Below are 21914 nucleotides of genomic sequence, written 5' to 3'. Positions count from 1 at the left end.
CGTCACCCCGCGGCGAAGGCCGACCGGCGTCCCACGATCGTGAGCAGCAGCGCAGCGAGTCCGAGGGCGATCATGACCACCGGGAGGATCAGGCCGTCGAAGGTGCCGAGGAGGAGAGCCCCGAGGACACCGCCGGCGAAGATCGCGAGGTTGAACGCGACGGGCAGGAAGGAGTTCGCGACGTCCGAGTGCTCGCGTCCCGATCGGGTGAGCGCTGACTGCAGCTGGGCGGAGGAGCCACCGAACGCCAGCCCCCACAGGACAGTCGCGATGAGGACGGCGACGATCGACGCGTGGCCGAGCAGGAGTAGCGCGCCCGCCACGACGAACGTCGCGACGCTCACGTGGAGCAGCGCGCGCGGAGCCCGGTCGATGAGCGCCGCCGTGAGACCGATGCCCGCGATGGATGCGACACCGTAGACGAGCAGCACGAGATCGGCCCCGAGCCCCGTGCCCGAAGCCCGAAGGAACGGCGCGATGTAGGTGTAGACGGTGTTGTGAGCCAGCATCCAGACGACGATCACCGCCAGGACGACCGCGACACCGGGCAGGACGAGCACCCGCCGAAGCGGGAGCCGTGCCGAGCGAGGCTGCCCTGCCGCGTCGGGTACGAACACAGCGATGGACACGAGCACGACGAGCGCGAGCACCGTGAGTCCTCCGAACGCCCAGCGCCAGTCGAACGCAACGCCCAGCCAGGCGCCGAGCGGTGTCCCGAGTGCCAGCCCGGCGGGTGCTCCGACGGACACGATCGACAGTGCGAGGCCTCCACGGTCGGGCGGGCTGATGCGACGCCCGTAGGCGGCGAGCATGCCCCAGATCACCCCGCAGAACGCACCGGCGACGAACCGCGACACCAGCGCGACGACGACGTCCCCCGAGACCGCGGTCGCGGTGTTCGCGAGGATCAGCCCGACGATCGCGCCGAGGAGGAGTGGCTTGCGACGCATGCCACGGGTGAGGGCGAGCGCCGGGACCGTCACGATCACGGTCCCGAGCGCCCATACGCTGATGAACTGACCGATCAGGCCCTCGCTCGTGTCGAGATCCCGGGCGATGACCGGGAGGAGCCCGGCCGGCATCGTCTCCGCGGCCACGAGGACGAACCCCATCGCGGCGAGGGCCGCCAGTGCGAACCAGGGCATCCGGGTGGGCGTCCCGGCTGCGGGGAGGGTCGACGCCCCGACCGGCGCATCGGGCGTCGAGGTGATCGGTGCTGCGGGGCTCACAGCGTCAGCAGCACCTTGATCGCACGGCGCTCGTCCATGGCCCGGTACCCCTCGGCGGCGTCCTCGAGCGGCAGCGTGAGGTCGAAGACCTTCCCCGGGTCGATCCTCCGCTCCCAGATCATCCGGATGAGCTCGGGGAGGAACCGCCGCACCGGCGCCGGCCCACCGTGGAGGTGCACCTCGGCGAAGAAGAGCTCGTCGAGCGGCAGCGAGACACCCTCGTGGGCGACGCCGACGAAGCCGACGTGGCCGCCACCGCGAGTGGAGCGGATCGCCTGCAGCATGGACTCCTCGGTGCCGACCGCCTCGATGACGCTGTGGGCGCCGAGACCGCCGGTCAGTTCCTTTATGCGTGCGACACCCGCCGCACCGCGCTCCTCGACGATGTCGGTCGCACCGAACTCACGGGCGAGCGCCTGCCGGTCGGCGTGACGCGACATCGCGATGATGCGTTCCGCCCCGAGCTCCCGGGCCGCGAGGACGCCCATGAGCCCGACGGCCCCGTCACCGACGACCACGACCGTCTTCCCCGGCCCCACCTCGGCGGCGACCGCGGCGAACCAGCCCGTCCCGAGCACGTCGGACGCGGCGAGCAGCGAGGGGATGAGCTCCGCGTCCGGCTGCCCCGGCGTCGCCACGAGTGTGCCGTCGGCGTGGGGGATGCGGGCGAGTTGCGCCTGCGTGCCCGCGGCGACCGACACGAACTCGGCGTGCACGCACTTCGACTGGTACCCCGCCTGACAGATCTCACAGGTGTTGTCGGAGGTCACGAAGGAGCCGACGACGAAGTCGCCGACGGCGATCGTCTGCACGTCCTCGCCGACCTGCTCGACGACACCGACGTACTCGTGCCCCATGTTCGTGTGGTCGACGGGCTCGACCCCGCGGTAGGGCCACAGGTCGGACCCGCAGATGCAGGTCGCCGTGAGCCGGATGACGGCGTCGGTCGGGTCGACGATGGTGGGGTCCGGACGGTCCTCGACCCGGACGTCGCCGGGCGAGTGCATGACGACTGCGCGCATGTGTGCTCCTTCTGTCGGGTGGTGCAGGCGACCAGTCAACGCCCCGCGCGACGCGGGAGGGAGTCCCGCCTGAGAGGTGTACCGAGAGGGCACCTGTCGGCTCGCCTCGAGGACGTATCGTCGGAGGCATGGACGATCGAGCAGACGTACGCGAGTTCCTCATGACGCGTCGGGCACGGCTGACCCCGGAACTCGCCGGCTTGACCGCGGGCCCCAACCGACGGGTGGCCGGACTGCGGCGTTCCGAGGTGGCGGCGCTCGCCGGGGTCAGTGTCGAGTACTACGCGAAGCTGGAGCGTGGTGCGATCGCCGGAGCGTCGTCGACCGTCCTCGACGCCATCGCCCGGGCGCTCCAGCTCGACGAGGCGGAACGCACCCACCTGTTCGACCTCGCCCGCGCGGCCGACGGTGTCCCGCTCTCCGGTCGGCCGCGTCGCCGGGCGGCCAAGAACCCCGCGACCCGGCCGAGCCTGCACTGGATGCTCGACGCGATCACCGACGGCATCGCCTTCGTCCGCAACACCCACCAGGACCTGCTCGCGACCAACGAGCTCGGGCGCGCGTTCTACTCACCGGTCATCGGTGACGGCGGGCGCACGCCGAACCTCGCGCGGTTCCAGTTCCTCGACCCGGCCTCCCGGGACTTCTACCCCGACTGGGACGTCTTCGCCGAGATGTGCGTGTCGGTCATGCGTGCCGAGGCCGGCCGGGACCCGCACGACAAGGGACTGCACGACCTCGTCGGTGAGCTGTCGACCCGGAGCGATGCCTTCCGCACCCTCTGGGGAGCGCACAACGTGCGCACCCATGGCACGGGAACGAAGCGGTTCAACCACCCGATCGTCGGCGAGATGACCTTCGCCTACGAGGAGCTCGCGATCACGGCCGACCCAGGCCACGTCGTGCTCGTCTACACGGCGGAGCCCGGCTCACCGTCCGCCGAGCGTCTGCAGTTGCTCGCGAACTGGGCGGCGTCCCAGCGGGAGGCGGAGCAGCGTGACGCTGCGGCGGTCACGAACGAGCCCGACACCAGCGAGGCCGGACGGGCAGGGGGTCGCTGATGGCGCGCATCCTCGTGACCGGTGCCGCCGTCGGCCTGGGGCTCGGCGCCGCGACCGAGCTGGTCGAGCACGGGCACGAGGTGCTCGTCCACGTACGGAGCATCGCCCGCGCCGACGGTGTCCGGCTGCTCGACGAGCCCTCCGCGCACCTCGTCACCGGTGACCTCGCCACCCTCGACGGCGTCCAGGAGCTCGCGGAGCAGGTCGCCGCAGCCGGTCCCGTGGACGCGATCATCCACAACGCCGGCGTCCTCGACGGAGCGGCCGTCCTACCGGTCAACGTGGTCGCGCCCTACCTGCTGAGCGCCCTCGTCCCCGTGCGGCGACTCGTGTTCCTCAGCAGCAGCATGCACCGCGGTGGCACCGCCACGCTCGACGGGCTCGACTGGTCGGGTTCGACGAGGACGGCGAGCTACTCCGACAGCAAACTCCTCGTGACCGTCCTCGCGGCGGCCATCGCGCGAGTGCGTCCCGGGGGGTTCAGCAACGCGGTCGACCCGGGGTGGGTCCCGACACGGATGGGCGGCCCGAACGCGCCCGACGACCTGGAACTCGGGCACCGGACCCAGGTGGCGCTCGCCGAAGCGCGCGGCGCCGACACCTCCGGCTACTGGCACCATCAGCGACGCGAGGAGCCGCACCGCGCGGTCCGCGACGAGGCGTTCCAGGACGAGCTGCTGCTCACCCTCGCCGAGCACACGGGCGTCTCGCTGCTGCCGTGATCTCCGAACTCAGGTGTCGATGCGGTGGTCCTGGATCGACTCGTAGGTGACGCGGAGCGACTCCGCCGCGGCGTCGTAGCGACGCTGGGCGACGCGGATGAAGAGCAGGTCGACGAGCGCGAGCTGGGCGATGCGCGAGGACATCGCACCCGAGCGGTATCGGCTCTCCCTCGCCTGCGTCGCGAGGACGAGGTCGCAGCGGCCGGCGATCGGGGAGTCGGGGAAGTTGGTGATGCACACGGTCGTCGCGCCGGCGGCCCGCGCGAGCTGCATCGCCTGCTCGGTCTCGACCGTGAGCCCGGAGTGCGAGATGCCGATGGCGACGCCACCCGGCCCGAGGAGGGCGGCCGAGGGCAGTGCGAGGTGGGCGTCGACGAAGGTGTTGGCCGGCATGCCGATCCGGTAGAGCTTCTGGTGGAGGTCCTGCGCCGTGAGGTTCGAGGACCCGAAGCCGATGATGTCGATCCGTGGGGCGGTGAGCAGTGCGTCGACGACCGCGTCCAGAGCGTCGCGGTCGAGCGAGCGGGCGGTGAGCTCGATCGCCTGCACCTCCTGGTACGCGACCTTCGCGACGACCGTCTCGACCGAGTCGTCCGGGTCGATGTCGGCGTCGTCGACCTCGAACCGGTCACGCTCCGCCTGCTCGCGACTCGTGGAGGTCGCGACGGCCACCCGGAACTCCCGGTAGCCGGTGTACCCGATGGTCTGGCAGAACCGCGCGACGGTCGCCTGCGAGGTGCCGCAGGCCTTCGCGAGTTCGGTGATGGTCAACTCGACGACGAGCGAGGGGGTGCCGATGATGGTCTCGGCGACGCGCGTCTCGGCGGCGCTCAGACGAGGGATCGCCTGGCGGAGCACGAGCAGCGCGTCAGTGGACATCCGGTGCGGCCCCCGTCGGGTCTTCGGCGGCGTGCGCTGCGATGGCCGCACTGAGGGAGCCGTCGCCACCACGGAGGCGGGCGACTGCTTCATCTGCGGCGATGCCGGTCACGAGGACGAGGATAGCGGCCTTCACCCAGCCGTCCACGGATGCGAGCGTCTTCGCGGCCGTGGCGGCGTCGACGTCGGTCGCCAGCATGACCGTGCGTTCCGCCCGCGCCCGCAGCTTCTCATTCGTGGTGAGGAGGTCGACCATGAGGTTCCGGTACGTCTTCCCGAGCCGCACCATCGTGATCGTCGACAGCATGTTGAGCACGAGCTTCTGCGCCGTCCCCGCCTTCAGCCGGGTCGATCCCGTGAGGAGCTCCGGACCGACGACCGCCTCGATGCCGATGTCCGCGTCCCGGGCGAGTGGGGAGCCGGCGTTGCACGACAGGCCGATGGTGATCGCACCGATCGAGCGCGCGTATTCGAGGGCGCCCAGGACGTAGGGCGTGCGACCGGATGCGGAGACACCCACGACGGCGTCGTCCGCGGTGATCGACAGCGATTCCAGATCCGCCCGACCGAGGTCGTCGCGGTCCTCGGCGTTCTCCACCGCCTGCTGGATGGCGCCCGGACCACCCGCGATGAGCCCGACGATGAGGCCGGGGTCGGTCCCGAACGTGGGTGGCGCCTCACTCGCGTCGAGGATGCCCATCCGTCCGGCGGTCCCGGCGCCCAGGTAGACGAGTCGTCCGCCCCGGCGGAGGCGCTCGACGATCGCTTCGACGGCCTCGGCGATCTCGGGTTCCACGGCCGCGATGGCGTCGGGGACGGAACGGTTGTCCTCGTTCATCGCGGCGACGAGTTCCCGCGTGGAGAGGGCGTCGAGGTCGGGGTGTCGCTCGTTCACCTGCTCCGTCGAGAGGGTGGCGAGCTCCGCGCGGATGCGGTCCCGCTCGGGTTCAGCGGCCCCGGTCGAGGCGCTCTCAGACTGCGTGGACATCGTCGCGCACGACCCTTCCGTCGTAGGAGATCGCGGTGTCGAGAGCGACGAGTCTGGCTCCGTCGAGCGCGTCACCGCGGGGTGCGACGAGGTCGACGCCGACCTCGTGCATGGCCGTCGCGAGATGTGCGGCGACGTAGGGGTGGGAGGCGATCCCGCCGACGACGCACACGGCGCCCGTGCCGGCGGCGGCGGCGCTCACGGCGAGGTGGGCGCAGGCGGCGTCGACGATGTCCGCGGCGACGGTGTCGCCCTCCTCGGCTCGGGTGATGACCGTGGGCGCGAAGGTGCCGAGCTGGCGGGCCGGTGCTCCGGTGCTCGAGACCCAGCGGGGGAGCGCGGGGATCGACCCGATGAGCGCCTCGGCGTCGGCGAGCAACGTGGTCGCGGGGCCGCGCCCGTCGAAGGCACGCATGCACGCCTCGAGGCCCTGCTGCCCGATCCATCGACCGCTGCCCTCGTCTCCGAGCCAGGGACCCCACCCGTCGATCTGCTTCACGGAGCCGTCGGCGTCGACGTCGAACACGACGGATCCGGTGCCGGCGATGAGTACCGTGCCGGGACCACCGGCGAAGGCGCCGGCGTGGGCTGCCAGGGCGTCGTTCACGACGGCGATCGTCGCTCCGAGCGCCAGGCGAAGCTCGGCGGTGAACGCGGCGACCTCGTGCGGTGCCGCCTCCACCCCGGCGGCGCCGATCCCGACGTGCTGCACCTCGGCGAGGAGGTCCGCCGGAAGGTGCGCGACCGTCTCGAGGACTGCGCGGGCGGACAGCTCCGCACCCTCGTGGTCGGCGAGGCCCGGTGCACCGTGGCCGCGGGCCTCCGCGAGGACGGTCAGGTCGTCGCCGGATCCGCTCGTGATACGGGCGCGGCAGGAGGTCTTCCCGAGATCGATGGCGAGGACGGGTGCTGCGAGGTGGTTCATGATCCGTTCCGGTGGTGCTGGTCGTACTGATGGCGCATCGGCGCCGCGGTGGAGGCCGCGGTGAGGAGTTCGGTGACCCGGTCGGCGGACGCCCGGGAGGCCGCGAGCGTGTCGATCACCGGCAGGGGCAGGACGGCGTCCTCGGAGATTGGCAGCCCGACGCTCACGACGACGGCGTCCGGGCGGACCAGCGCGACGCGGTCCACGGCGAGACGCTGCGGGGTGTCGTCGCCGAGGCGGTCCGCGAGGAGGACGATCCCGTCGTCGGCGGGGATCGTCTCGAGCAGCAGGGCCAGCTCGTCGGAGGCGGGTGCCTCGGCGTCTGGATCCGGTGTCCGGAGGCTCTGGCCGGCAGCGAGCCGGGTGACGTCGAACCGTTCGGCGAGTGACTCGGCGAACGGATCGTGGGCCGAGGCGACGGCGAACGTCGGTCGGTCGCGGAGGTCGACGAGGGTGATCGGCGAGGCCGTGATGGCGACGTCGCCCCGGACGCGCACGACCCGCCGGATGGCGTCGGAGAAGCGCCCTTCGACAAGCTCAGGGACCGGGGAAGGGCTGACGGACCGCGCGAGCCACGCCACACGGGCGGCCGCGCGCTCGACGATCGCTCGATCGAGCTCGCCGTCGGCGACGGCGGCGCAGACCGCCTCGAACACCTCGAGGTAGTCGTCCTCGTCGGTCGTCGCGCCCTGCTTCGGCCCGAGGTTGGACGGGTTGCCGATGCAGAGCAGGTCGACCCCGGCCCCGAGGGCGAGGACCGCCCCGCGTCCAGAGCCGGTGGTGGACCGGATGGCGGCCATGTCGAGCGCATCGGAGATGATCACGCCGTCGAAGCCGCTTTCGCGCAGCCGACGGAGGGGGATCGGGTTGAGCGTCGCCGGTGCGTCACCGAACGCCGGGACGACGATGTGGGCGGTCATGACACTCGCGACGCCGGCGGCGATCGCCGCGTCGAACGGTGGCAGGTGCTCGGCTTCGAGCTCCGCCAGGTCCAGGTCGATGCGGGGCAGATCCAGGTGCGAGTCGCTCGCCGTGTCGCCGTGGCCGGGGTAGTGCTTGACACACGCCGCGACCCCGCCGGCCTGCAATCCGTCGACCATTGCGGCGACGTGGCGGGAGACGAGCTCGGCGGTGGGGCCGAACGAGCGCACCCCGATCACCGGGTTCGCTGGGTTGGTGTTCACATCGGCGACGGGCGCGAGGGCGACGTTCGCCCCGGCGGCGTGGAGCCGCTCGGCGAGTGCCGCACCCACCGCGCGCGTCGTCTCGACGTCGTCGAGTGCACCGAGCTGCGCATGCCCGGGCAGGGTGGAGCCCGTCTGCGCCTCGAGGCGGGAGACGTTGCCGCCCTCCTCGTCGACGCCGATGAGGATCTCGGGCCTGTGGTCGCGGAGTTCGGCCGACAGCGCCGCGACCTCCGCGGGGTCCGAGGAGAGGTTCTGCCCGAAGTACACGACGCCCGCGAGGCCGCCGTCCAGCTCGCGCAACAGCCAGTCCGGGGCGGTCCGGCCGAGGAAGCCCGGCCAGAGGACGCCCCGGACGAGCCGCGCGACGTCGGGGTCGATCATCCCTTCACCGCTCCGGACACCAGTCCGCCGGAGAGGCGGCGCTGCACGAGGATGAAGAAGATCATGACCGGGATCGTGATGATGGTCGACGCCGCCATGACCGAACCCCAGTCGTTGGAGTTCAGGCCGAAGAACTGCTTGAGGCCGATGGCCACCGTGTAGTTCTCCGTCGAGCCGCCGAGCAGGGTCATCGCGAAGATGAACTCGTTCCAGGCCGTGATGAAGCTGAACACGCTCGTCGCGACGAGGCCGGGGGCCACGAGCGGGAGCATGATCGAGCGGAACATGCGCCACCAGCTGGCGCCGTCGAGGAACGCCGCCTCTTCGAGCTCCACGGGCACCGCCGCGACGAAGCCGCGCAGCATCCAGATGCCGAACGGCAGTGCGAGCGCGACGTACACGATGATGAGCCCGAGCAGCGTGTTGAGCAGCTGCAGGTCGCGGATCTGCACGAACAGCGGGATCACGAGCGCCTCGAGCGGCACCATCTGCACGACGAGGATCATGAGCAGCACCGCGGTGCGGAACTTGAACCGGAAACGGGCGACCGCGACCGACGCCAGGAGCGCGACGGCGGCGGAGATGAGCACCGTCGCACCGGCGACGATCGCGGAGTTGCGGAGGAAGACCGCGAACCCGCCGTCGGTCAGCACCGACTCGAAGTTCGTGAACGACAACTCCTTCGGGAAGAAGGACTGGCCGCCGCTCGACGCCTGCGCGTCGAACGCGCTCGACAGCATCCAGTACGCCGGGAACAGCGTGAACACGAGCAGGAGGGTGACGAGGATCGCCTTGACGGTGTTCGAGCGGATCTTCCGACCGCTCGCCTTCCGGTGCATCGGGACCTGCGGCGTGGTGGACCGGTCGGTGCCCGGCCCTTGAGCCTGTCGACGGGCGGCGGTGGGCGCGGGAGCGTGGGTGGTCACAGTTCGTCCTCCTTCATGAGGGCGCGGATGTAGACGATCGTGATGCCGAGCAGGACGAGCGTCAACAGCACCGCGATCGCGGAGCCGAAGCCGTAGCGGTTCTGCCCGAAGGACTCCACGTACGACCACACGCCGAGGTTCAACACCTCGCGGTTCGAGCCGGAACCACCCGGCATGAGGTAGATCTGCGCGAACACCTTGAAGTCCCAGATGGTCGACAGGATGATCACGACCGAGAACACCTGGCGCAGCGACGGGAAGGTGATCTGGAAGAAGCGACGGAACGCGCCCGCCCCGTCCATCTCGGCGGCTTCCAGCATCTCCTTGGACACGCCGAGCAGGCCGGCGAGGACGGTGATGGCCACGAACGGGAAGCCGTGGTGGATCACGTTCAGCAGCGCGATGCCGTAGAACGTGAACTGGTTCGTGAACCAGTTGAAGGGCTCGTCCATGAGCCCGAGCCCCATGAGCGTTTGGTTGACGATGCCGCGGTCGGCGTCGAAGATCCAGACCCAGACGTAGGTGCCGGTGACGGCGGGCATCGCCCAGGCGACCATGATGGCGCTGCCGACGATGGTGCGCCAGAAGGAGCCGAGGTTCGCCATGAGCAGGGCGACGAGGGTGCCGAGGACGACCGTACCGATGACGGCGGCCGCGGCGAAGAAGACGGTGTTCGGGAGGACGACGGTCCAGAGGGTCGGGTCGGCGAAGACCTCGGCGTAGTTGGCGCCGCCGTTGAAGTTGGTGTCGCCGCTGACGATCTCGCGCAGGCCGTAGTCCTGCAGGGAGAACAGGACGACGCGGATGAGCGGCCAGAGGAGGAGCACGGCGAGGATGAGGAGCGCCGGCGCGAGCAGCAGCCAGGGGCGGGTGCGCATCAGGAGGCGCAGCCGCTTGGGGGAGGGGCCCCCGGCCACCCGCGAAGCGGGGGCTTCGCGGGTGACCGTGGGCGGGGTGAGGGTCGACACGATCGGCTACTTGCCGTTCATGATGTCGTCCATCTCCTTGGCGGCATCGGTCGTCGCCTGGTCGACCGACTTGCTTCCGGAGAGGATGGCCTGGATCATCGCGTTGGTGGTCTTCTTCGCCTGCACCGCACCGAACTTCGGGGTCACGGGGAGGGAAGCGCCGCCGTCGACGAACTGCTCGGCGAAGGGCTTCACCAGCGGGTCGTCGCTCTCGGTCGAGTCACTGAGGAGCGAGGTCTGGCCGGGGAAGTAGCCGGTCTGCTCGGCCCACTCGGAGGCGAACTTGCCTGTGGTCATCATCTCGATGAACTGGAACGCGAGGTCCTTGTTCTTCGAGGTGTTGAACATGCTGAGGTGCGAACCGCCGAGCACGGAGGGCGACATGCCGCCGTCTTCACCCGGGATCGGGATGGCGGCGAACTTGCCCTCGAGCTCCGGGTTCTTCTGGACGATCGTCGCCGGGGTCCAGGAGCCCATGATCGCCATGGCGACCTTGTCCTGCACGAAGTTGTCGAGGACGTCCGTCTCCTTCCAGGTGGTGGCACCTGAGGAGGAGAGGTCGTACTTGGTGGCCAGGTCGGTCCAGAACTGGATGCCCTTGCGTGAGTCGTCGCTCGCGAGCCCCGACTTCCAGGTGTCGCCGTCGAGCTCGGAGACCTCGCCGCCGGCGCCCCAGACCCAGGGGTACGCCGTGAACTCGGCGTCACCGGGGACGGGGAACGGGATCATGTCGGGCTTGGCGGCCTTGATCGCGGTGCCGGCGTCGATGATCTCCTGCCAGGTGGTCGGCGCCTTGAGGCCGAGCTCCTCGAAGACGTCGGTGCGGTAGACGATCGAGCGGACGCCGGCGTACCACGGCATGCCGTAGAGCTCGCCGTCGTACGTACCGGAGTCGGCGAGGCCCTTGACGAGGTCGTCCTTCAGGCCGGCCTTGTCGACGTAGTCGCCGATGGGGGCGAGGGCGCCGGCATCGGCGAACTCGGCCGTCCAGGTGGTGCCCGTCTCGGCGACGTCGGGGGTGGTGTTCCCGGCGATCGACGTCACGAAGCGGTCGTGGGCGTCGGCCCACTGCACGTACTCGACCTTGAGGGTGGCGCCGGTCTCCTTCTTGAAGGCCGAGCCGACCTCCTTGAAGAAGGCCTCGGAGTCGGGGTTGGTGCCCTGCATGATCCAGACGGTGAGCGTCTGGCCGTCTGCCGAGACGTCGCCTGAGCCGGAACCGCCACCGGCACAGGCGGTGAGGCCGAGTGCCGCGGTGGCGAGGACGGCCAGCGGAAGGGTGCGCTTGCGCATGGTGCTGCTCCTCGATTCTGGGATCGGGAGTCCGAGCCGTCGTTGGCCCGGGATCCGGAGTGACCGGGAAACCGCGGTCGATCCCTGCTGTTTTCAGTGGGTGTGGAAACAGTATTCAATAAGTACAGGAAGCTTGCAAATATTTTCCAGCACTGCAACACGGTCGTTACCTGCGTGACGGACGTGTTTCACGAAGCTGCGAGAACCGTGAGTGCGAGGGGCGGTCGGGCATCGCCGCCGTCAGGCCGTGCGGAGGATGATCACGCGCATCGTCGCGGCGGCCCGCTCGCCGTCCTGCGCCTCGATCGCCGACGCGAGGTCCGTGTGCAACGCCGCGTCGTGGTGGTCGATGCCGTCGCCGGGCAGCTGGTCCACACGATCCCGGAGGGCCTCGTCGACGGCGTCGCCGACCCGGTCGAGGATCGGGTTCGCCGCCGCGCGCCGGATGAGGCGATGCAGCAGGAGGTCGGCCTCGAGGAACGCGATCGGATCCTGGCGAACCGCGGCCGCGCGGAGCGCCTCACTCGTCACGCGGAGCTCGCGGGCGTCGTCGTCGCTGCGTCGCTCGGCCGCGAGCCGTGCCGACTCCGGCTCGGTCGCGGTGCGGAGTTCGCGGATCGCGAGGAGGGTGGACTCCCGTCGTCCGCTCGCCAACGCCCAGCGGAGCACCCGAGGCTGCAACCAGTCCCAGCTCGACGACGGCTGCACCGTGTGGCCGACGTGCGCCTTGCTGGCGAGGAGTCCCATGCCGGAGAGCACGCGGGTCGCCTCCCGGACCACGGACCGCGAGTGCCCAGAGCGGTCGACCAGCTCGTCCACCGTGCACACCGTGCCGGCGGGTAGTCCACCGTCGACGATGTCGGTACCGATCCGGTCGAGCGTCCGTTCGAAGGCCGACGTCCCCGGTGCGCGGCTCACGCCCGTGCTGACGGACGGGTGGGGGAGATCACGAGCTCATCGATCCGCACGTGTGGCGGGCCGTCGAGGATGAACCGCACGGCGCGGCCGATGTCCTCGGGTGTCAGCATCGTCTCGCGCGCCGACGCGTCCGGCACCTGCGGCCGCATGGAGAGGAACGGGGTGTCGACGTCGCCCGGGCAGAGGTGGGTGGCGCCGACGCCGCGGAGTCCCTCCTCCTCGTTGAGGGTCGCGCAGAGCGAGGCGAGCGCGGTCTTGCTCGCGCTGTAGGCGACGCCACCTTTCGTCGAGAAGCGCCAACCGGCGAAGGAGGAGATGACGATGATCCGTCCCTGTGCGTCACGGATGGTGGGCAGTGCGAGATCGATCGTCCGGGCGACCGAGGTGAGGTTGGTGTCGACGATCGCGGCGAACTCCGTCATCGACTGGTCGTCCCATCGACGCCGTGGTGCGTTCAGGCCCGCCGCGGTGACGAGGTCGTCGACCGGGCCGAGCTCGGCGACGATGCGTTCGTGGGCTCGGGTGAGCGAAGTGGGGTCCGTCGCGTCGGCCTCCGCGGCGACGGCCACACCGCCGGCGGAGGTGACGGCCTCGACGGTCTCGAGGAGCGCCTCGCGGCGTCGCCCCGTCACGGCGACGCGCCAGCCCGCCTCAGCAGCAGACATCGCCACGGCCTGCCCCATGCCGCTGCCGCCACCCGTCACCCAGAGCACTCGATCCGTCATGACGCCAGTGTATCGAGCTGATCGATCATAAGTATGTTTTACTCGCCTGGTGCGCACGCTGCCGTCGACATCGGGTCGACGCGTCGACGGACGCGCTCAAACGACGGGAGACACCGATGCAGCTGGACCTGACGGATCGACGGGTGATCGTGACCGGAGGTGCTCGCGGAATCGGGCTCGCCCTCGTGGAGTCCTTCCTCGCCGAGGGGTCCCGCGTCGCGGTGCTCGACCTCGACGTCTCCTCCCTGGACGCGCTCGTGGCGTCCCACCACGGCGACCTCGTCGCCATCGCATGCGACGTGCGTTCCGAGGAATCGGTGTCGAGCGCGGTCGCGGCGGCTGCCGCCGGGCTCGGAGGGATCGACGTCCTCGTGAACAACGCCGGGGTCAACGTGCAGTCGCTGCTCGAGGAGACGAGCGACGCCGCGTGGACGAGGTGCTTCGACGTCAATGTCGGCGGCGTCTTCCGGGTGTCGAAGGCGGTCATCCCGTATCTGAAGGAACAGCGCTCCGGGCGCATCATCAACGCCGCGAGCTTCGCTGCGGTCATCCCGAGCGTCGGCAGCGCGGCCTACGCGGCGTCCAAGTCCGCGGTGGTCCAGTTGACCAGGGTCCTCGCGAGCGAGCTGGGGCCGTGGGGCATCACGGTGAACGCCTACGCCCCCGGCATGGTGCCGACGGCGATGAACGGCTTCGCCGATCTCCCGACGGCGCAGCAGGACGAACTCCTCGACACGCTCTCGGTGCGCCGATGGGAGGAACCGGAGGACGTCGCGAACATCGTGCGGTTCCTCGCGAGCGACCAGGCTGGCTACGTCACCGGTGCGCTGATCGACGTCAGTGGCGGCAAGTTCGCGACCCAGTTCCCAGCCCGCGCTCGCCCCTGATCAGGCTCTGGGCCCGACGGGATCCGGGCGGTGGACCGACCGGATTCGCGGGCGATGGAAGCGACGGATGTCGGACCGACGCGCCCGGGAACGACGTTCCCAGGCCCAGATTCGCAGCCAGCGCGAAGGGCGCTTACGATACCGTGGACGGCACATCCGGAGGCCCGCTGCGCGGGTCGTCGGACGGCCGTCGAGTGGGCTGACCGGGGCAGGTCCACACCCGCAGGATCGTCGGGATCACCATCTGGAGCAGAGGAGTTCGGTCAGCCGTGGCTTCACGAGTGCACGAGTCGGAACGTCGCCGTTCGCGCGATGCGCGTCGAGGGCGCCACCGTGCCTCCGCCCAGATCGAACCCTTCACCCGCGGGTTCAGCGCCCTCGGTGAGCTGGCCGCGTCGGGTGCGCAGGTCAGCCTCCGGATCAACGACATCACCACCGGCGAGATGCTCATGTCGGCCGACGACCACGTCGTCGTGCCCACTGCCTCGATCGGCAAGGTCCTTCTCCTCATCGAGGTCGCGGCCCGTCTGGGCGACGCCGACTTCAGCGGGCTCACCATCCTCGACCGCGAGCCACTCGACGCCGTCGCCGACTCCGGGATCTGGCAGCACCTGCAAGCGCCGTCCCTCCCGGTCGCCGACCTCGCGGCCCTCGTCGGCGCGACGAGCGACAACCTCGCCACGAACGTCCTGCTCCGCCACATCGGTCTCGACGCCGTCCGCCACCGTGCCGAGGAGATCGGGCTGAAGCGCACGGCCCTCCTCGACATCGTCCGCGACCACCGCGGCCCCGACAACGCACCGCAGCTCTCCGTCGGTTCCGCCCGCGAACTCGCCTGGCTGTTCCAGGCACTCGCGACGGGCGAGATCGTCGACGCGACCACCAGCCGCCGGGTCCTGGCCTGGTTGTCGCTCAACACCGACCTCTCGCTCGTCGCCTCGGGCTTCGGGCTCGACCCATTGGCCCACCGTGAGCCCGACCACGGCATCCAGCTCTTCAACAAGACCGGTTCCGGGGTCGGTGTGCGAGCCGAAGCGGGCATCCTCCGCGGTCCGAACGGCGCCGTGAGCTACGCCGTGTGCACGAGCTACGACGACACGGAGCTCGGCACGCGCCTCGGGGTGGTCGACGCCGTTCGGATCCTCGGCCAGGACCTCCTCGAGTACGTGCACTGAGCCGGTCTCACTCATCCGGGCCCTGGTCGGCCGGTCCCTGAGCGTGTCGAAGGGCTCACCCCGCCGGTCCCTGAGCGTGTCGGTCCCCGAGCTTGTCGAAGGGTTCACCTCCGCCGGTCCCTGAGCTTGTCGGAGGGCTCCTCAGTCGATGAGCCCCGCCGCCGCCAGGCGCTCGAGCACGTCGCGTCCCGCAGGTGGGCAGCGGTCGAGTGACTCCGTGCCCACCCAGTGGACCGCGCTCACCTCGGCGGAGGGCGTCGGTGTCTCGTGCGTCTCGGCCGCGAAGACGTGCATCCGCACGAGCCGGCCGTCGGGTTCGCCGTGCGCCTGCGTGACCACCGTGAACAACGGCGACACCCGCGCCGGATCGATCTCGACCGCGACCTCCTCGCGTGCCTCCCGGACGGCGGCCTCGGCGGGCGTCTCGCCCGCGTCGATCTTCCCGCCCGGCATGTAGAGGACGTCGCGGCCGCGAGCCGTCACCATGAGCACCCGCCGTCCGCGGACGATCGCGACCGCGGACACGAGGATGTCGGGGAGCGCGCTGCCCGAGCTCTCGGGTGCGCGGCTCACCGGTCGGCCGGGTTCTCGGTGTCGAGTGCGGGCCGCACCCGATCGGCGAACCCGTCGACGGCGAGTTCCACGGCGTCCTTGAGCTCGTCCGTGCTGAGGATCACGAAGTGACCCGGCACCGGGAGGAGCACGTTCGTCGCTCCGGGCAGCACGCTGCTGGACGGCACGTGCGGGTCGAAGGTGCTGTAGATGGAGACGATGTCGGCGTTGACGTCGTGCGGGGCGCCGAGCGCGACGATGGTCTCGTCTGTCGGGAGGAAGGCGCGGAGGCTCGGGTCGACGACGTACTTCGCGAGCACCGACCCGGAGAACGGCGAGCAGATCGCGACGACCCCGAGCAGGCCCAGCCGCTCGCGTTCGGTGAGGAGCAGCTCCTTTCCGACGAGGCCTCCCTTGCTGTGCGCGACGATGACGCACCCGGCGGCGGGCTTCGGCAACCGCCCGAGCGCGCGGGCGAAGCGGGCCGCCGTGTCGCGGATGGGTTTGCGGTTGTATCCGAGGCCGCGGGCGATGCGGATCCGGTAGCCGTCGGCGTTCAGGCGGTCGGCGACCGGCTTCAGGAACGCCCAGGTCTCGTACACGCCGGGGATGAGGACGACGACGGGGCGACTCGCGTCGCCTCGGGCGTACTCCCTCGGGATTCGGCCGCTGAAGAAGGCCCGCGTGTGCCAGACGACGGAGTGGACCCAGTCGACGGCGACGATCCCGGCGATGGTCAGCGCGCCAGGCCGCTCGGCGACCGGCGGGGCATCGGCGAGCGTGACGTCCTCGGCTTCCGCCACCGACTCCTCGTCCATTCGCACCCCCTCGTCCATCTTGCCACCGCCTCCGGTGCCCGCCGCGCGAGCCCAGTGAACATCAGGGATCGCGGGTTACCCTGTGTTGACAAGGCGACGGCGCGCTGCAAGCATGAGTCCGTTCGTCGAACCCCTATGCGCGAGGTGCACCTTCATGACTGATCCGAACTCCGGCCAGCCGAACGACCCATACGGTCAGAGCCAGAACCCCCAGCAGCCGGCCTACGGCGAATCTCAGGTTCCGCCGGCTCCGCAGTACGGCGAACAGGCTCCGCAGTACGGCCAGCCCTCGCCCTACGGTGAGCAGTCGGGCCAGCAGGCTCCGCAGTACGGCGAGCAGCCGAAGTACGGTCAGCCGCAGGCGCCCTACGGCGAGCAGCAGAACCCCTACGGCCAGCCGCAGGCACCCTACGGGCAGCAGCAGAACCCCTACGGCCAGCCCGCCGCTCCGTACGGACAGCCCCAGGCGCCGTACGGCTACGCGCAGCCGACCGGCCCGAAGACGAACGTCATGGCGATCATCTCGCTCATCGCCCCGTTCGTCGGGTTCGGCGTCGTCGGCCTCGTGCTCGGCATCATCGCGCTCGGTCAGATCAAGCGCACCGGTGAGCAGGGCCGCGGCCTGGCCCTCGCCGGCACCATCGTGAGCGGCGTCTCGGTCCTCGCCGGCATCGTCGTCATCATCTTCTACATCCTCATCTTCGCCGGCGTCATGGGCGCCGCGAGCTCGTACGACTACAACTACGACTACTGATCCACGGCCTGCTCCGCAGGCGGATCACGACGGGCATCGGCATCGCGCCGGTGCCCGTTCGTCGTTCCAGCGCCCTTCCCGCACCGGTCCCTGGGCGGCAACCCTCCTCCCGTACCTGAGTAGCACCCCTCTCCGGTCCCTGAGCTTGTCGAAGGGCACACGAGGAACGTCCATGGTCGGGTCGCGTGTTCGCGCACCTCGACAGGCTCGGTGACCGGGGTTCGGCTCGGTGACCGGAGCCACCCGACGCGAGAAGCCCGGTGCCGTCGGAAGCCTAGGAGGCGGAGGCGGCCGAGTCGGTGTCGGCGACCGGCGCGACGACCGCCGGTGTCTGCGGGACGTCGATGCCGAAGAGCGTCTGCAGCGCCGTCGTGTACGCGGCCTGCTCGCCGTTGCGCGCGAGGTTCCGTGCGCGCACCGTCGGTTCGTGCAGCAGCACTCCGGCGAGGTGACGCAGTGCGCGGGCGGTCGAACCGTCGTCGTCGCCGCGAGCGGTCGCACGGGCGACCTCGGCCTCGACGAGTGCGTGCACGTGGCTGCGGAGTGCGACGACGGCGGGCTCGAGGCTGCGCTCCTCGCCGACCGCGGCGAACTTCTGTGCGGCGCGGCTGACGATGGAGCGCGCGACCTCGGTGGCCTGCAGCTCCTCGAGCGGCGCGTGGATGCGGATGGTCTCGAGGTCGAGCAGGACGGCACCGGAGACGGTGGAAACGTCGGGGTCGACGTTGCGCGGCAGGCCGAGGTCGATGACGAGCTGTGCCGACGCGCGCGGCACCGGGCACTCGGCGGCAGCCTCGGTGATGACGTCGTGGACGAGCGCGGAGACTCCGGTGGGCTCGGGTGCGGCCGGTGCGTCGGACGCGGTGACCAGCGAGAGCGTCGGTGCGTCCGTGGCAGCCGCGGCTCGCGCACGGTGGTCGGTGGCGACGGCCGTGCGACCCGCGCGGAGCAGTTCGGCGTCGACCACGTGGCCCTCGGCGGTGGTGCAGGTGACGATGATGTCGACCTCGCCGGTGGTGCGGGCGAGGTCGTCGTGTCCGATCCAGCCGATCTCGTGCGAGCGCGCGAACTTCTCGGCGCGGCCGGACGGCGAATAGACGAGGACGTCGGTGACGCCGCGGTCGCGGAGGGCGGCGAGGCTCGCGCCGGCGTACGCACCGGTGCCGACGAGCAACACGCGCTGCGTGGCCCAGTCGTCGATGCGGCTCTCCGCGAGGTCGAGGGCGAGGCGCACGATTGAGCGACCGGCGCGCCCGAGCGGCGTGCGGTTCTTGATGCCACGGGAGGTCTGGGACGCGCGCTGGAACAGGCGCTCCAGTTCGGAACTGGTGGTGCCACCGGCGCGAGCGGCCTCGAGGGAGCGCCGCACCTGGCCGGCGATCTCACCCTCACCGACGACGACGGACTCGAGTCCGGCCGACACGGCGAAGAGGTGCTCGGCTGCCGCGGTGCCGACGCTGAGGTCGAACACCTCCCGCAGCTGCTCGGCGGGGATGCCGGTGGTCTCGCTGACGGCCTCCGCAGCGGCCTCGAAGGCGACGGATGCAGCGGCGGTGACGGGCTCGTCGAGGTCGATGTACGCCTCGAACCGGTTGCAGGTGGCCACGACGACGGCACCCGAGACGCACTCGTGGTGCTCGACCAGGCGCGCGGCAACGCCCTCGGCACCGACTGAGAGTCGTTCGAGGAGGTCGAAGGTGGCGTTCTTATGGCTCGCCGTCACACACATGAGCACCCGATGAGTCTACCCGAGCGGGCACGTCGGCCTCTCCGGGAAGCCACCCAGGTGACCCTCACCCGGTCGCGCGCGCGCCCCTCCCTCTCAGGGCGGAGATGGGAGGATGGAGGGGTGAGTCTCCCACCCGAACACCCGCTCGTCACCGGCGTGACCCAGTCGTCGCCGCTCATCACCGCGTACCGCGGCACCCGTCCCGAGCGGACGCCCGTCTGGTTCATGCGTCAGGCCGGCCGGTCGTTGCCCGAGTACCGCGAGTTGCGGATCGGGACGGCCATGCTCGACGCCTGCCTCGACCCGGCGATGGCGAGCGAGATCACCCTCCAGCCCATCCGACGGCACCGGACGGACGCGGCCATCTTCTTCAGCGACATCGTGGTGCCGCTGAAGCAGGCCGGGGTCGCGGTCGAGATCGTGCCGGGCCGTGGTCCTGTCATGGGGTCGGCGGTTCGGACGGCCGCCGAGGTCGACGCGCTCGTCGCGCTCGACCCGGCCGTCCTCGACGACACGCTTGCACCGATCCGCGAGGGCGTCGCGCTCACCGTCGCCGGGCTCGCGGGGATCGGCGACGGCCGCACGCCGCTCATCGGCTTCGCGGGTGCACCGTTCACGCTCGCCGCCTATCTCGTCGAGGGCGGACCGTCGAAGGACCACCTCGCCGCCCGCACCCTCATGCACGCCGACCCGGAGTCGTGGGCGAAGCTCATGGCCTGGTGCGCGGACGTCACCGGTCGCTTCCTCCGCGCCCAGGTCCTCGCCGGTGCATCGGCCGCGCAGCTCTTCGACTCGTGGGCGGGGGCGCTCTCCCTCGAGGACTACGAGCGTCATGTCGCCCCGGCCTCCCGGGCCGCGCTCGCGCACGTCGCCGACCTCCCCGTCCCAAAGGTGCACTTCGGCGTCGGGACGGGCGAGCTGCTCGGTGCGATGCACCGGGTCGGCGCCGACGTCGTCGGGATCGACTACCGGCTGGCGCTCGACGAGGGCATCCGACGTCTCGGTGGCGCCGTCCCCGTGCAGGGCAACATCGACCCGGCACTGCTCGCCGCCCCATGGCCGGTCCTCGAGGCGCACGTCCTCGACATCCTCCAGCGCGGGACGGCGGCGCCGTCGCACGTCCTCAACCTCGGCCACGGGGTCCCGCCCGAGACCGACCCGGACGTCCTGACCCGCATCGTCGCCCTCGCCCACGATTGGCAGCCCGCATGAGTCTCGAGCCGAAGCGTCTCGTCGTCATCGGCGGTGGTGTGGCCGGACTCGTCGGCGCGGTCGACTGCGCCAAGGTCGGCATCTCGGTGACGGTCGTCGACGCGCAGGAGTCGTTCGGTGGCGCGCTCGCGGCCGCCGAGGTCGCGGGTCTCCGCATCGACGTCGGTGCCGAGAGCTTCGCGACGCGCGGTGGCTCGGTCGCCGAGCTCATCGAGCAACTGGGCCTGACCGACCGCGTCGTGCGTCCCAACCGGGCCGGGGCCTGGTTGCACGTCGCCAAGCCCGGACAGCCGCAGCGGAGTGTCCCGCTCCCCAAGGCGGGACTGCTGGGCATCCCGACGAACCCCCTCGCCGACGACGTCCGTCGGGTCATCGGCTGGAAGGGTGCCCTGCGCGCCTACCTCGACCGCATCCGCCCGCCGCTCACGATCGGCACCGAGCACAACCTCGGTGCGCTCGTCCGGAAGCGCATGGGCGCGGCCGTCCACGATCTCCTCGTCGCTCCGGTCACCTCGGGCGTCTACTCGGCCGCTCCAGACGACCTCGACGTCGATCGCGCGGCTCCCGGGCTGAACGCCGCGCTGACGCGCACCGGGGCGCTGTCCCTCGCCGTCGCGGCTCTCCGGGAGAACGCGCCCGCCGGTGCCGCGGTCGGTGGCCTCGACGGCGGCATGACCGTCCTCGTCGACGGCTTGACCGCGGAACTCGAGCGGTGGGGGTCGACGCTCATCACCGGCGTCGCCGTCACGGCGATCTCCCGGAACCCGTTCGACATCGACGTGGACGGACCGGGTGTCGGCCTCGGCGACGCAGGCCTCCCAAGGATGAGCGAGCGTCCCGCGGCCGCCGGCGCGTCGAAGGCCCCCTGGTACGTCGCCCTGACCGACGGCCGGGTGCTCGAGGCCGATCTGGTCCTCATCGCGACGCCCGAGCAGCCGGCCCGCAACCTGCTGGCCGACGTCGGGCCGGCGCTTCGCGACCTCCCCGCCGCCGGCGACGACGCGGGCGACCCGGTCCTGCCGGCGCCGATCGAGCTCGTGACGATCGTGCTCGACGAACCGGCACTCGACGCCGCACCGCGTGGCTCCGGGCTGCTCGTCGCACCCGGCTCGACGCTCCACGCCAAGGCGCTCACCCATGCGACGGCGAAGTGGGCCTGGCTCGCCGACCGCGCGAAGGCGCAGGGCGAGCACCGCCACGTCGTCCGCCTGTCCTTCGGTCGTCAGGGCGAAGCCGACGCGACGAGCGCGTTGACCAACGAGGAGCTGCTCTCGACGGCGTTGCACGACGCGTCCGCGATGCTCGGCGTCCAGCTCGACCCGGGCAGCGTCCGCGGCTTCCACCGCATCTCCTGGACGGGGACGCAGCCGCCCGCCGCCCGCGGCCAGCGCGAACGCTCGACGGCCATCCGGGAAGCAGTGGCCGAGGTGCCCGACCTCGCGGTCACGGGTGCCTGGTTGTCGGGCACGGGGCTCGCCTCGGTGGTGCCCGACGCCCACGAGGCGGCGGCACGACTCCGCCATCAGGCGCTGCAGCGGTAGACACGCCCATATGCCCGACCCG

At 70.9% G+C, this 21914-nt stretch carries 21 protein-coding genes; 7 read left to right on the top strand and 14 right to left on the bottom strand.

The features are described from left to right. Positions 1 to 2 precede the first annotated feature (2 nt). Both ACQG07_RS16620 and ACQG07_RS16615 read right to left on the bottom strand, forming a co-directional pair. A complete protein-coding gene (locus ACQG07_RS16620) occupies positions 3 to 1229 on the bottom strand; it encodes an MFS transporter (protein ID WP_426738865.1) in 1227 nt (408 codons plus the stop codon). After that, positions 1226 to 2251 carry a zinc-dependent alcohol dehydrogenase family protein gene (locus ACQG07_RS16615; protein ID WP_426738864.1) on the bottom strand — a complete coding sequence of 342 codons (1026 nt, stop codon included), beginning with the start codon at positions 2249 to 2251 and terminating at the stop codon, positions 1226 to 1228. Before ACQG07_RS16615 ends, ACQG07_RS16620 begins: the two co-directional genes overlap by 4 nt. A gap of 128 nt (positions 2252 to 2379) precedes the next feature. On the opposite strand from ACQG07_RS16615, the gene ACQG07_RS16610 reads away from it, so the two are divergent. Together ACQG07_RS16610 and ACQG07_RS16605 are read left to right on the top strand one after the other, a co-directional pair. Further along, positions 2380 to 3312: a helix-turn-helix domain-containing protein gene (locus ACQG07_RS16610; RefSeq protein ID WP_191942060.1), complete on the top strand. Its 933-nt coding sequence runs from the start codon at positions 2380 to 2382 to the stop codon at positions 3310 to 3312. Next, positions 3312 to 4034, top strand: coding sequence for an SDR family NAD(P)-dependent oxidoreductase (locus ACQG07_RS16605; RefSeq protein WP_426738863.1), 723 nt, complete (start codon positions 3312 to 3314; stop codon positions 4032 to 4034). The genes ACQG07_RS16610 and ACQG07_RS16605 overlap by 1 nt, the downstream gene beginning before the upstream one ends. A 9-nt stretch (positions 4035 to 4043) precedes the next feature. Here ACQG07_RS16605 and ACQG07_RS16600 read toward each other — a convergent pair whose 3' ends face one another. The 9 genes from ACQG07_RS16600 to ACQG07_RS16560 form a co-directional block, all read right to left on the bottom strand. After that, entirely contained in the window at positions 4044 to 4913 is an 870-nt protein-coding gene (locus ACQG07_RS16600; RefSeq protein ID WP_137244254.1) for a MurR/RpiR family transcriptional regulator, read from the bottom strand. Then, a complete protein-coding gene (gene murQ / locus ACQG07_RS16595) occupies positions 4903 to 5901 on the bottom strand; it encodes an N-acetylmuramic acid 6-phosphate etherase (protein ID WP_426738862.1) in 999 nt (332 codons plus the stop codon). The genes ACQG07_RS16600 and murQ overlap by 11 nt, the downstream gene beginning before the upstream one ends. After that, entirely contained in the window at positions 5885 to 6826 is a 942-nt protein-coding gene (locus ACQG07_RS16590) for an N-acetylglucosamine kinase (protein ID WP_426738861.1), read from the bottom strand. Before ACQG07_RS16590 ends, murQ begins: the two co-directional genes overlap by 17 nt. Further along, positions 6823 to 8394: a glycoside hydrolase family 3 protein gene (locus ACQG07_RS16585; RefSeq protein ID WP_426738859.1), complete on the bottom strand. Its 1572-nt coding sequence runs from the start codon at positions 8392 to 8394 to the stop codon at positions 6823 to 6825. Before ACQG07_RS16585 ends, ACQG07_RS16590 begins: the two co-directional genes overlap by 4 nt. Continuing rightward, on the bottom strand, positions 8391 to 9233 hold the full coding sequence (locus tag ACQG07_RS16580) for a carbohydrate ABC transporter permease (protein ID WP_079706980.1): 843 nt from the start codon (positions 9231 to 9233) through the stop codon (positions 8391 to 8393). Before ACQG07_RS16580 ends, ACQG07_RS16585 begins: the two co-directional genes overlap by 4 nt. A gap of 83 nt (positions 9234 to 9316) precedes the next feature. After that, complete coding sequence (locus tag ACQG07_RS16575; RefSeq protein WP_370282131.1) at positions 9317 to 10288, bottom strand: carbohydrate ABC transporter permease; 972 nt, start codon at positions 10286 to 10288, stop codon at positions 9317 to 9319. 6 nt (positions 10289 to 10294) lie between these two features. Then, positions 10295 to 11581, bottom strand: coding sequence for a sugar ABC transporter substrate-binding protein (locus ACQG07_RS16570; RefSeq protein WP_064294926.1), 1287 nt, complete (start codon positions 11579 to 11581; stop codon positions 10295 to 10297). Positions 11582 to 11821: 240 nt separating this feature from the next. Next, positions 11822 to 12499 carry a FadR/GntR family transcriptional regulator gene (locus ACQG07_RS16565; protein WP_159876241.1) on the bottom strand — a complete coding sequence of 226 codons (678 nt, stop codon included), beginning with the start codon at positions 12497 to 12499 and terminating at the stop codon, positions 11822 to 11824. Continuing rightward, positions 12496 to 13224 carry an SDR family oxidoreductase gene (locus tag ACQG07_RS16560; protein WP_426738858.1) on the bottom strand — a complete coding sequence of 243 codons (729 nt, stop codon included), beginning with the start codon at positions 13222 to 13224 and terminating at the stop codon, positions 12496 to 12498. Before ACQG07_RS16560 ends, ACQG07_RS16565 begins: the two co-directional genes overlap by 4 nt. A gap of 116 nt (positions 13225 to 13340) precedes the next feature. Between ACQG07_RS16560 and ACQG07_RS16555 the strand changes: the two genes are divergently transcribed. Together ACQG07_RS16555 and ACQG07_RS16550 are read left to right on the top strand one after the other, a co-directional pair. Then, the gene (locus ACQG07_RS16555; protein WP_426738857.1) at positions 13341 to 14111 is read left to right on the top strand and encodes an SDR family NAD(P)-dependent oxidoreductase; all 771 of its coding nucleotides are present in this window, start codon (positions 13341 to 13343) and stop codon (positions 14109 to 14111) included. A gap of 269 nt (positions 14112 to 14380) precedes the next feature. Then, the gene (locus ACQG07_RS16550; protein WP_064294922.1) at positions 14381 to 15286 is read left to right on the top strand and encodes a serine hydrolase; all 906 of its coding nucleotides are present in this window, start codon (positions 14381 to 14383) and stop codon (positions 15284 to 15286) included. 141 nt (positions 15287 to 15427) lie between these two features. Here ACQG07_RS16550 and ACQG07_RS16545 read toward each other — a convergent pair whose 3' ends face one another. Together ACQG07_RS16545 and ACQG07_RS16540 are read right to left on the bottom strand one after the other, a co-directional pair. Further along, a complete protein-coding gene (locus ACQG07_RS16545) occupies positions 15428 to 15859 on the bottom strand; it encodes an NUDIX domain-containing protein (protein WP_342365758.1) in 432 nt (143 codons plus the stop codon). Beyond that, positions 15856 to 16656 (bottom strand): esterase/lipase family protein, encoded by an 801-nt coding sequence (locus tag ACQG07_RS16540; RefSeq protein WP_426738856.1) that lies wholly within the window; start codon positions 16654 to 16656, stop codon positions 15856 to 15858. The genes ACQG07_RS16545 and ACQG07_RS16540 overlap by 4 nt, the downstream gene beginning before the upstream one ends. 154 nt (positions 16657 to 16810) lie before the next feature. On the opposite strand from ACQG07_RS16540, the gene ACQG07_RS16535 reads away from it, so the two are divergent. Next, the gene (locus tag ACQG07_RS16535; RefSeq protein WP_159876233.1) at positions 16811 to 17410 is read left to right on the top strand and encodes a DUF4190 domain-containing protein; all 600 of its coding nucleotides are present in this window, start codon (positions 16811 to 16813) and stop codon (positions 17408 to 17410) included. Positions 17411 to 17684: 274 nt separating this feature from the next. On the opposite strand, the gene ACQG07_RS16530 is transcribed toward ACQG07_RS16535, so the two are convergent. Next, the gene (locus tag ACQG07_RS16530; protein ID WP_426738855.1) at positions 17685 to 19145 is read right to left on the bottom strand and encodes a glutamyl-tRNA reductase; all 1461 of its coding nucleotides are present in this window, start codon (positions 19143 to 19145) and stop codon (positions 17685 to 17687) included. A gap of 114 nt (positions 19146 to 19259) precedes the next feature. On the opposite strand from ACQG07_RS16530, the gene hemE reads away from it, so the two are divergent. Together hemE and ACQG07_RS16520 are read left to right on the top strand one after the other, a co-directional pair. Beyond that, positions 19260 to 20351 (top strand): uroporphyrinogen decarboxylase, encoded by a 1092-nt coding sequence (gene hemE, locus ACQG07_RS16525; RefSeq protein WP_426738854.1) that lies wholly within the window; start codon positions 19260 to 19262, stop codon positions 20349 to 20351. Continuing rightward, positions 20348 to 21892, top strand: a complete 1545-nt coding sequence (locus ACQG07_RS16520) for a protoporphyrinogen/coproporphyrinogen oxidase (protein WP_426738853.1) — start codon at positions 20348 to 20350, stop codon at positions 21890 to 21892. The genes hemE and ACQG07_RS16520 overlap by 4 nt, the downstream gene beginning before the upstream one ends. Positions 21893 to 21914: the final 22 nt, after the last annotated feature.

The sequence above is a fragment of the Plantibacter sp. 2H11-2 genome (assembly GCF_050031945.1).
Taxonomy (GTDB): domain Bacteria; phylum Actinomycetota; class Actinomycetes; order Actinomycetales; family Microbacteriaceae; genus Plantibacter; species Plantibacter auratus.
This window is presented reverse-complemented; position numbering and strand designations above follow the sequence as displayed.

Bases quoted from the DNA above. Each gene is read 5' to 3' on its own strand.
- ACQG07_RS16615 (WP_426738864.1), bottom strand. From the start codon at position 2,251: ATGCGCGCAGTCGTCATGCACTCGCCCGGCGACGTCCGGGTCGAGGAC.
- ACQG07_RS16610 (WP_191942060.1), top strand. From the start codon at position 2,380: ATGGACGATCGAGCAGACGTACGCGAGTTCCTCATGACGCGTCGGGCA.
- ACQG07_RS16605 (WP_426738863.1), top strand. From the start codon at position 3,312: ATGGCGCGCATCCTCGTGACCGGTGCCGCCGTCGGCCTGGGGCTCGGC.
- ACQG07_RS16600 (WP_137244254.1), bottom strand. From the start codon at position 4,913: ATGTCCACTGACGCGCTGCTCGTGCTCCGCCAGGCGATCCCTCGTCTG.
- murQ (WP_426738862.1), bottom strand. From the start codon at position 5,901: ATGTCCACGCAGTCTGAGAGCGCCTCGACCGGGGCCGCTGAACCCGAG.
- ACQG07_RS16590 (WP_426738861.1), bottom strand. From the start codon at position 6,826: ATGAACCACCTCGCAGCACCCGTCCTCGCCATCGATCTCGGGAAGACC.
- ACQG07_RS16585 (WP_426738859.1), bottom strand. From the start codon at position 8,394: ATGATCGACCCCGACGTCGCGCGGCTCGTCCGGGGCGTCCTCTGGCCG.
- ACQG07_RS16580 (WP_079706980.1), bottom strand. From the start codon at position 9,233: ATGCACCGGAAGGCGAGCGGTCGGAAGATCCGCTCGAACACCGTCAAG.
- ACQG07_RS16570 (WP_064294926.1), bottom strand. From the start codon at position 11,581: ATGCGCAAGCGCACCCTTCCGCTGGCCGTCCTCGCCACCGCGGCACTC.
- ACQG07_RS16560 (WP_426738858.1), bottom strand. From the start codon at position 13,224: ATGACGGATCGAGTGCTCTGGGTGACGGGTGGCGGCAGCGGCATGGGG.
- ACQG07_RS16555 (WP_426738857.1), top strand. From the start codon at position 13,341: ATGCAGCTGGACCTGACGGATCGACGGGTGATCGTGACCGGAGGTGCT.
- ACQG07_RS16540 (WP_426738856.1), bottom strand. From the start codon at position 16,656: ATGGACGAGGAGTCGGTGGCGGAAGCCGAGGACGTCACGCTCGCCGAT.
- ACQG07_RS16535 (WP_159876233.1), top strand. From the start codon at position 16,811: ATGACTGATCCGAACTCCGGCCAGCCGAACGACCCATACGGTCAGAGC.
- ACQG07_RS16520 (WP_426738853.1), top strand. From the start codon at position 20,348: ATGAGTCTCGAGCCGAAGCGTCTCGTCGTCATCGGCGGTGGTGTGGCC.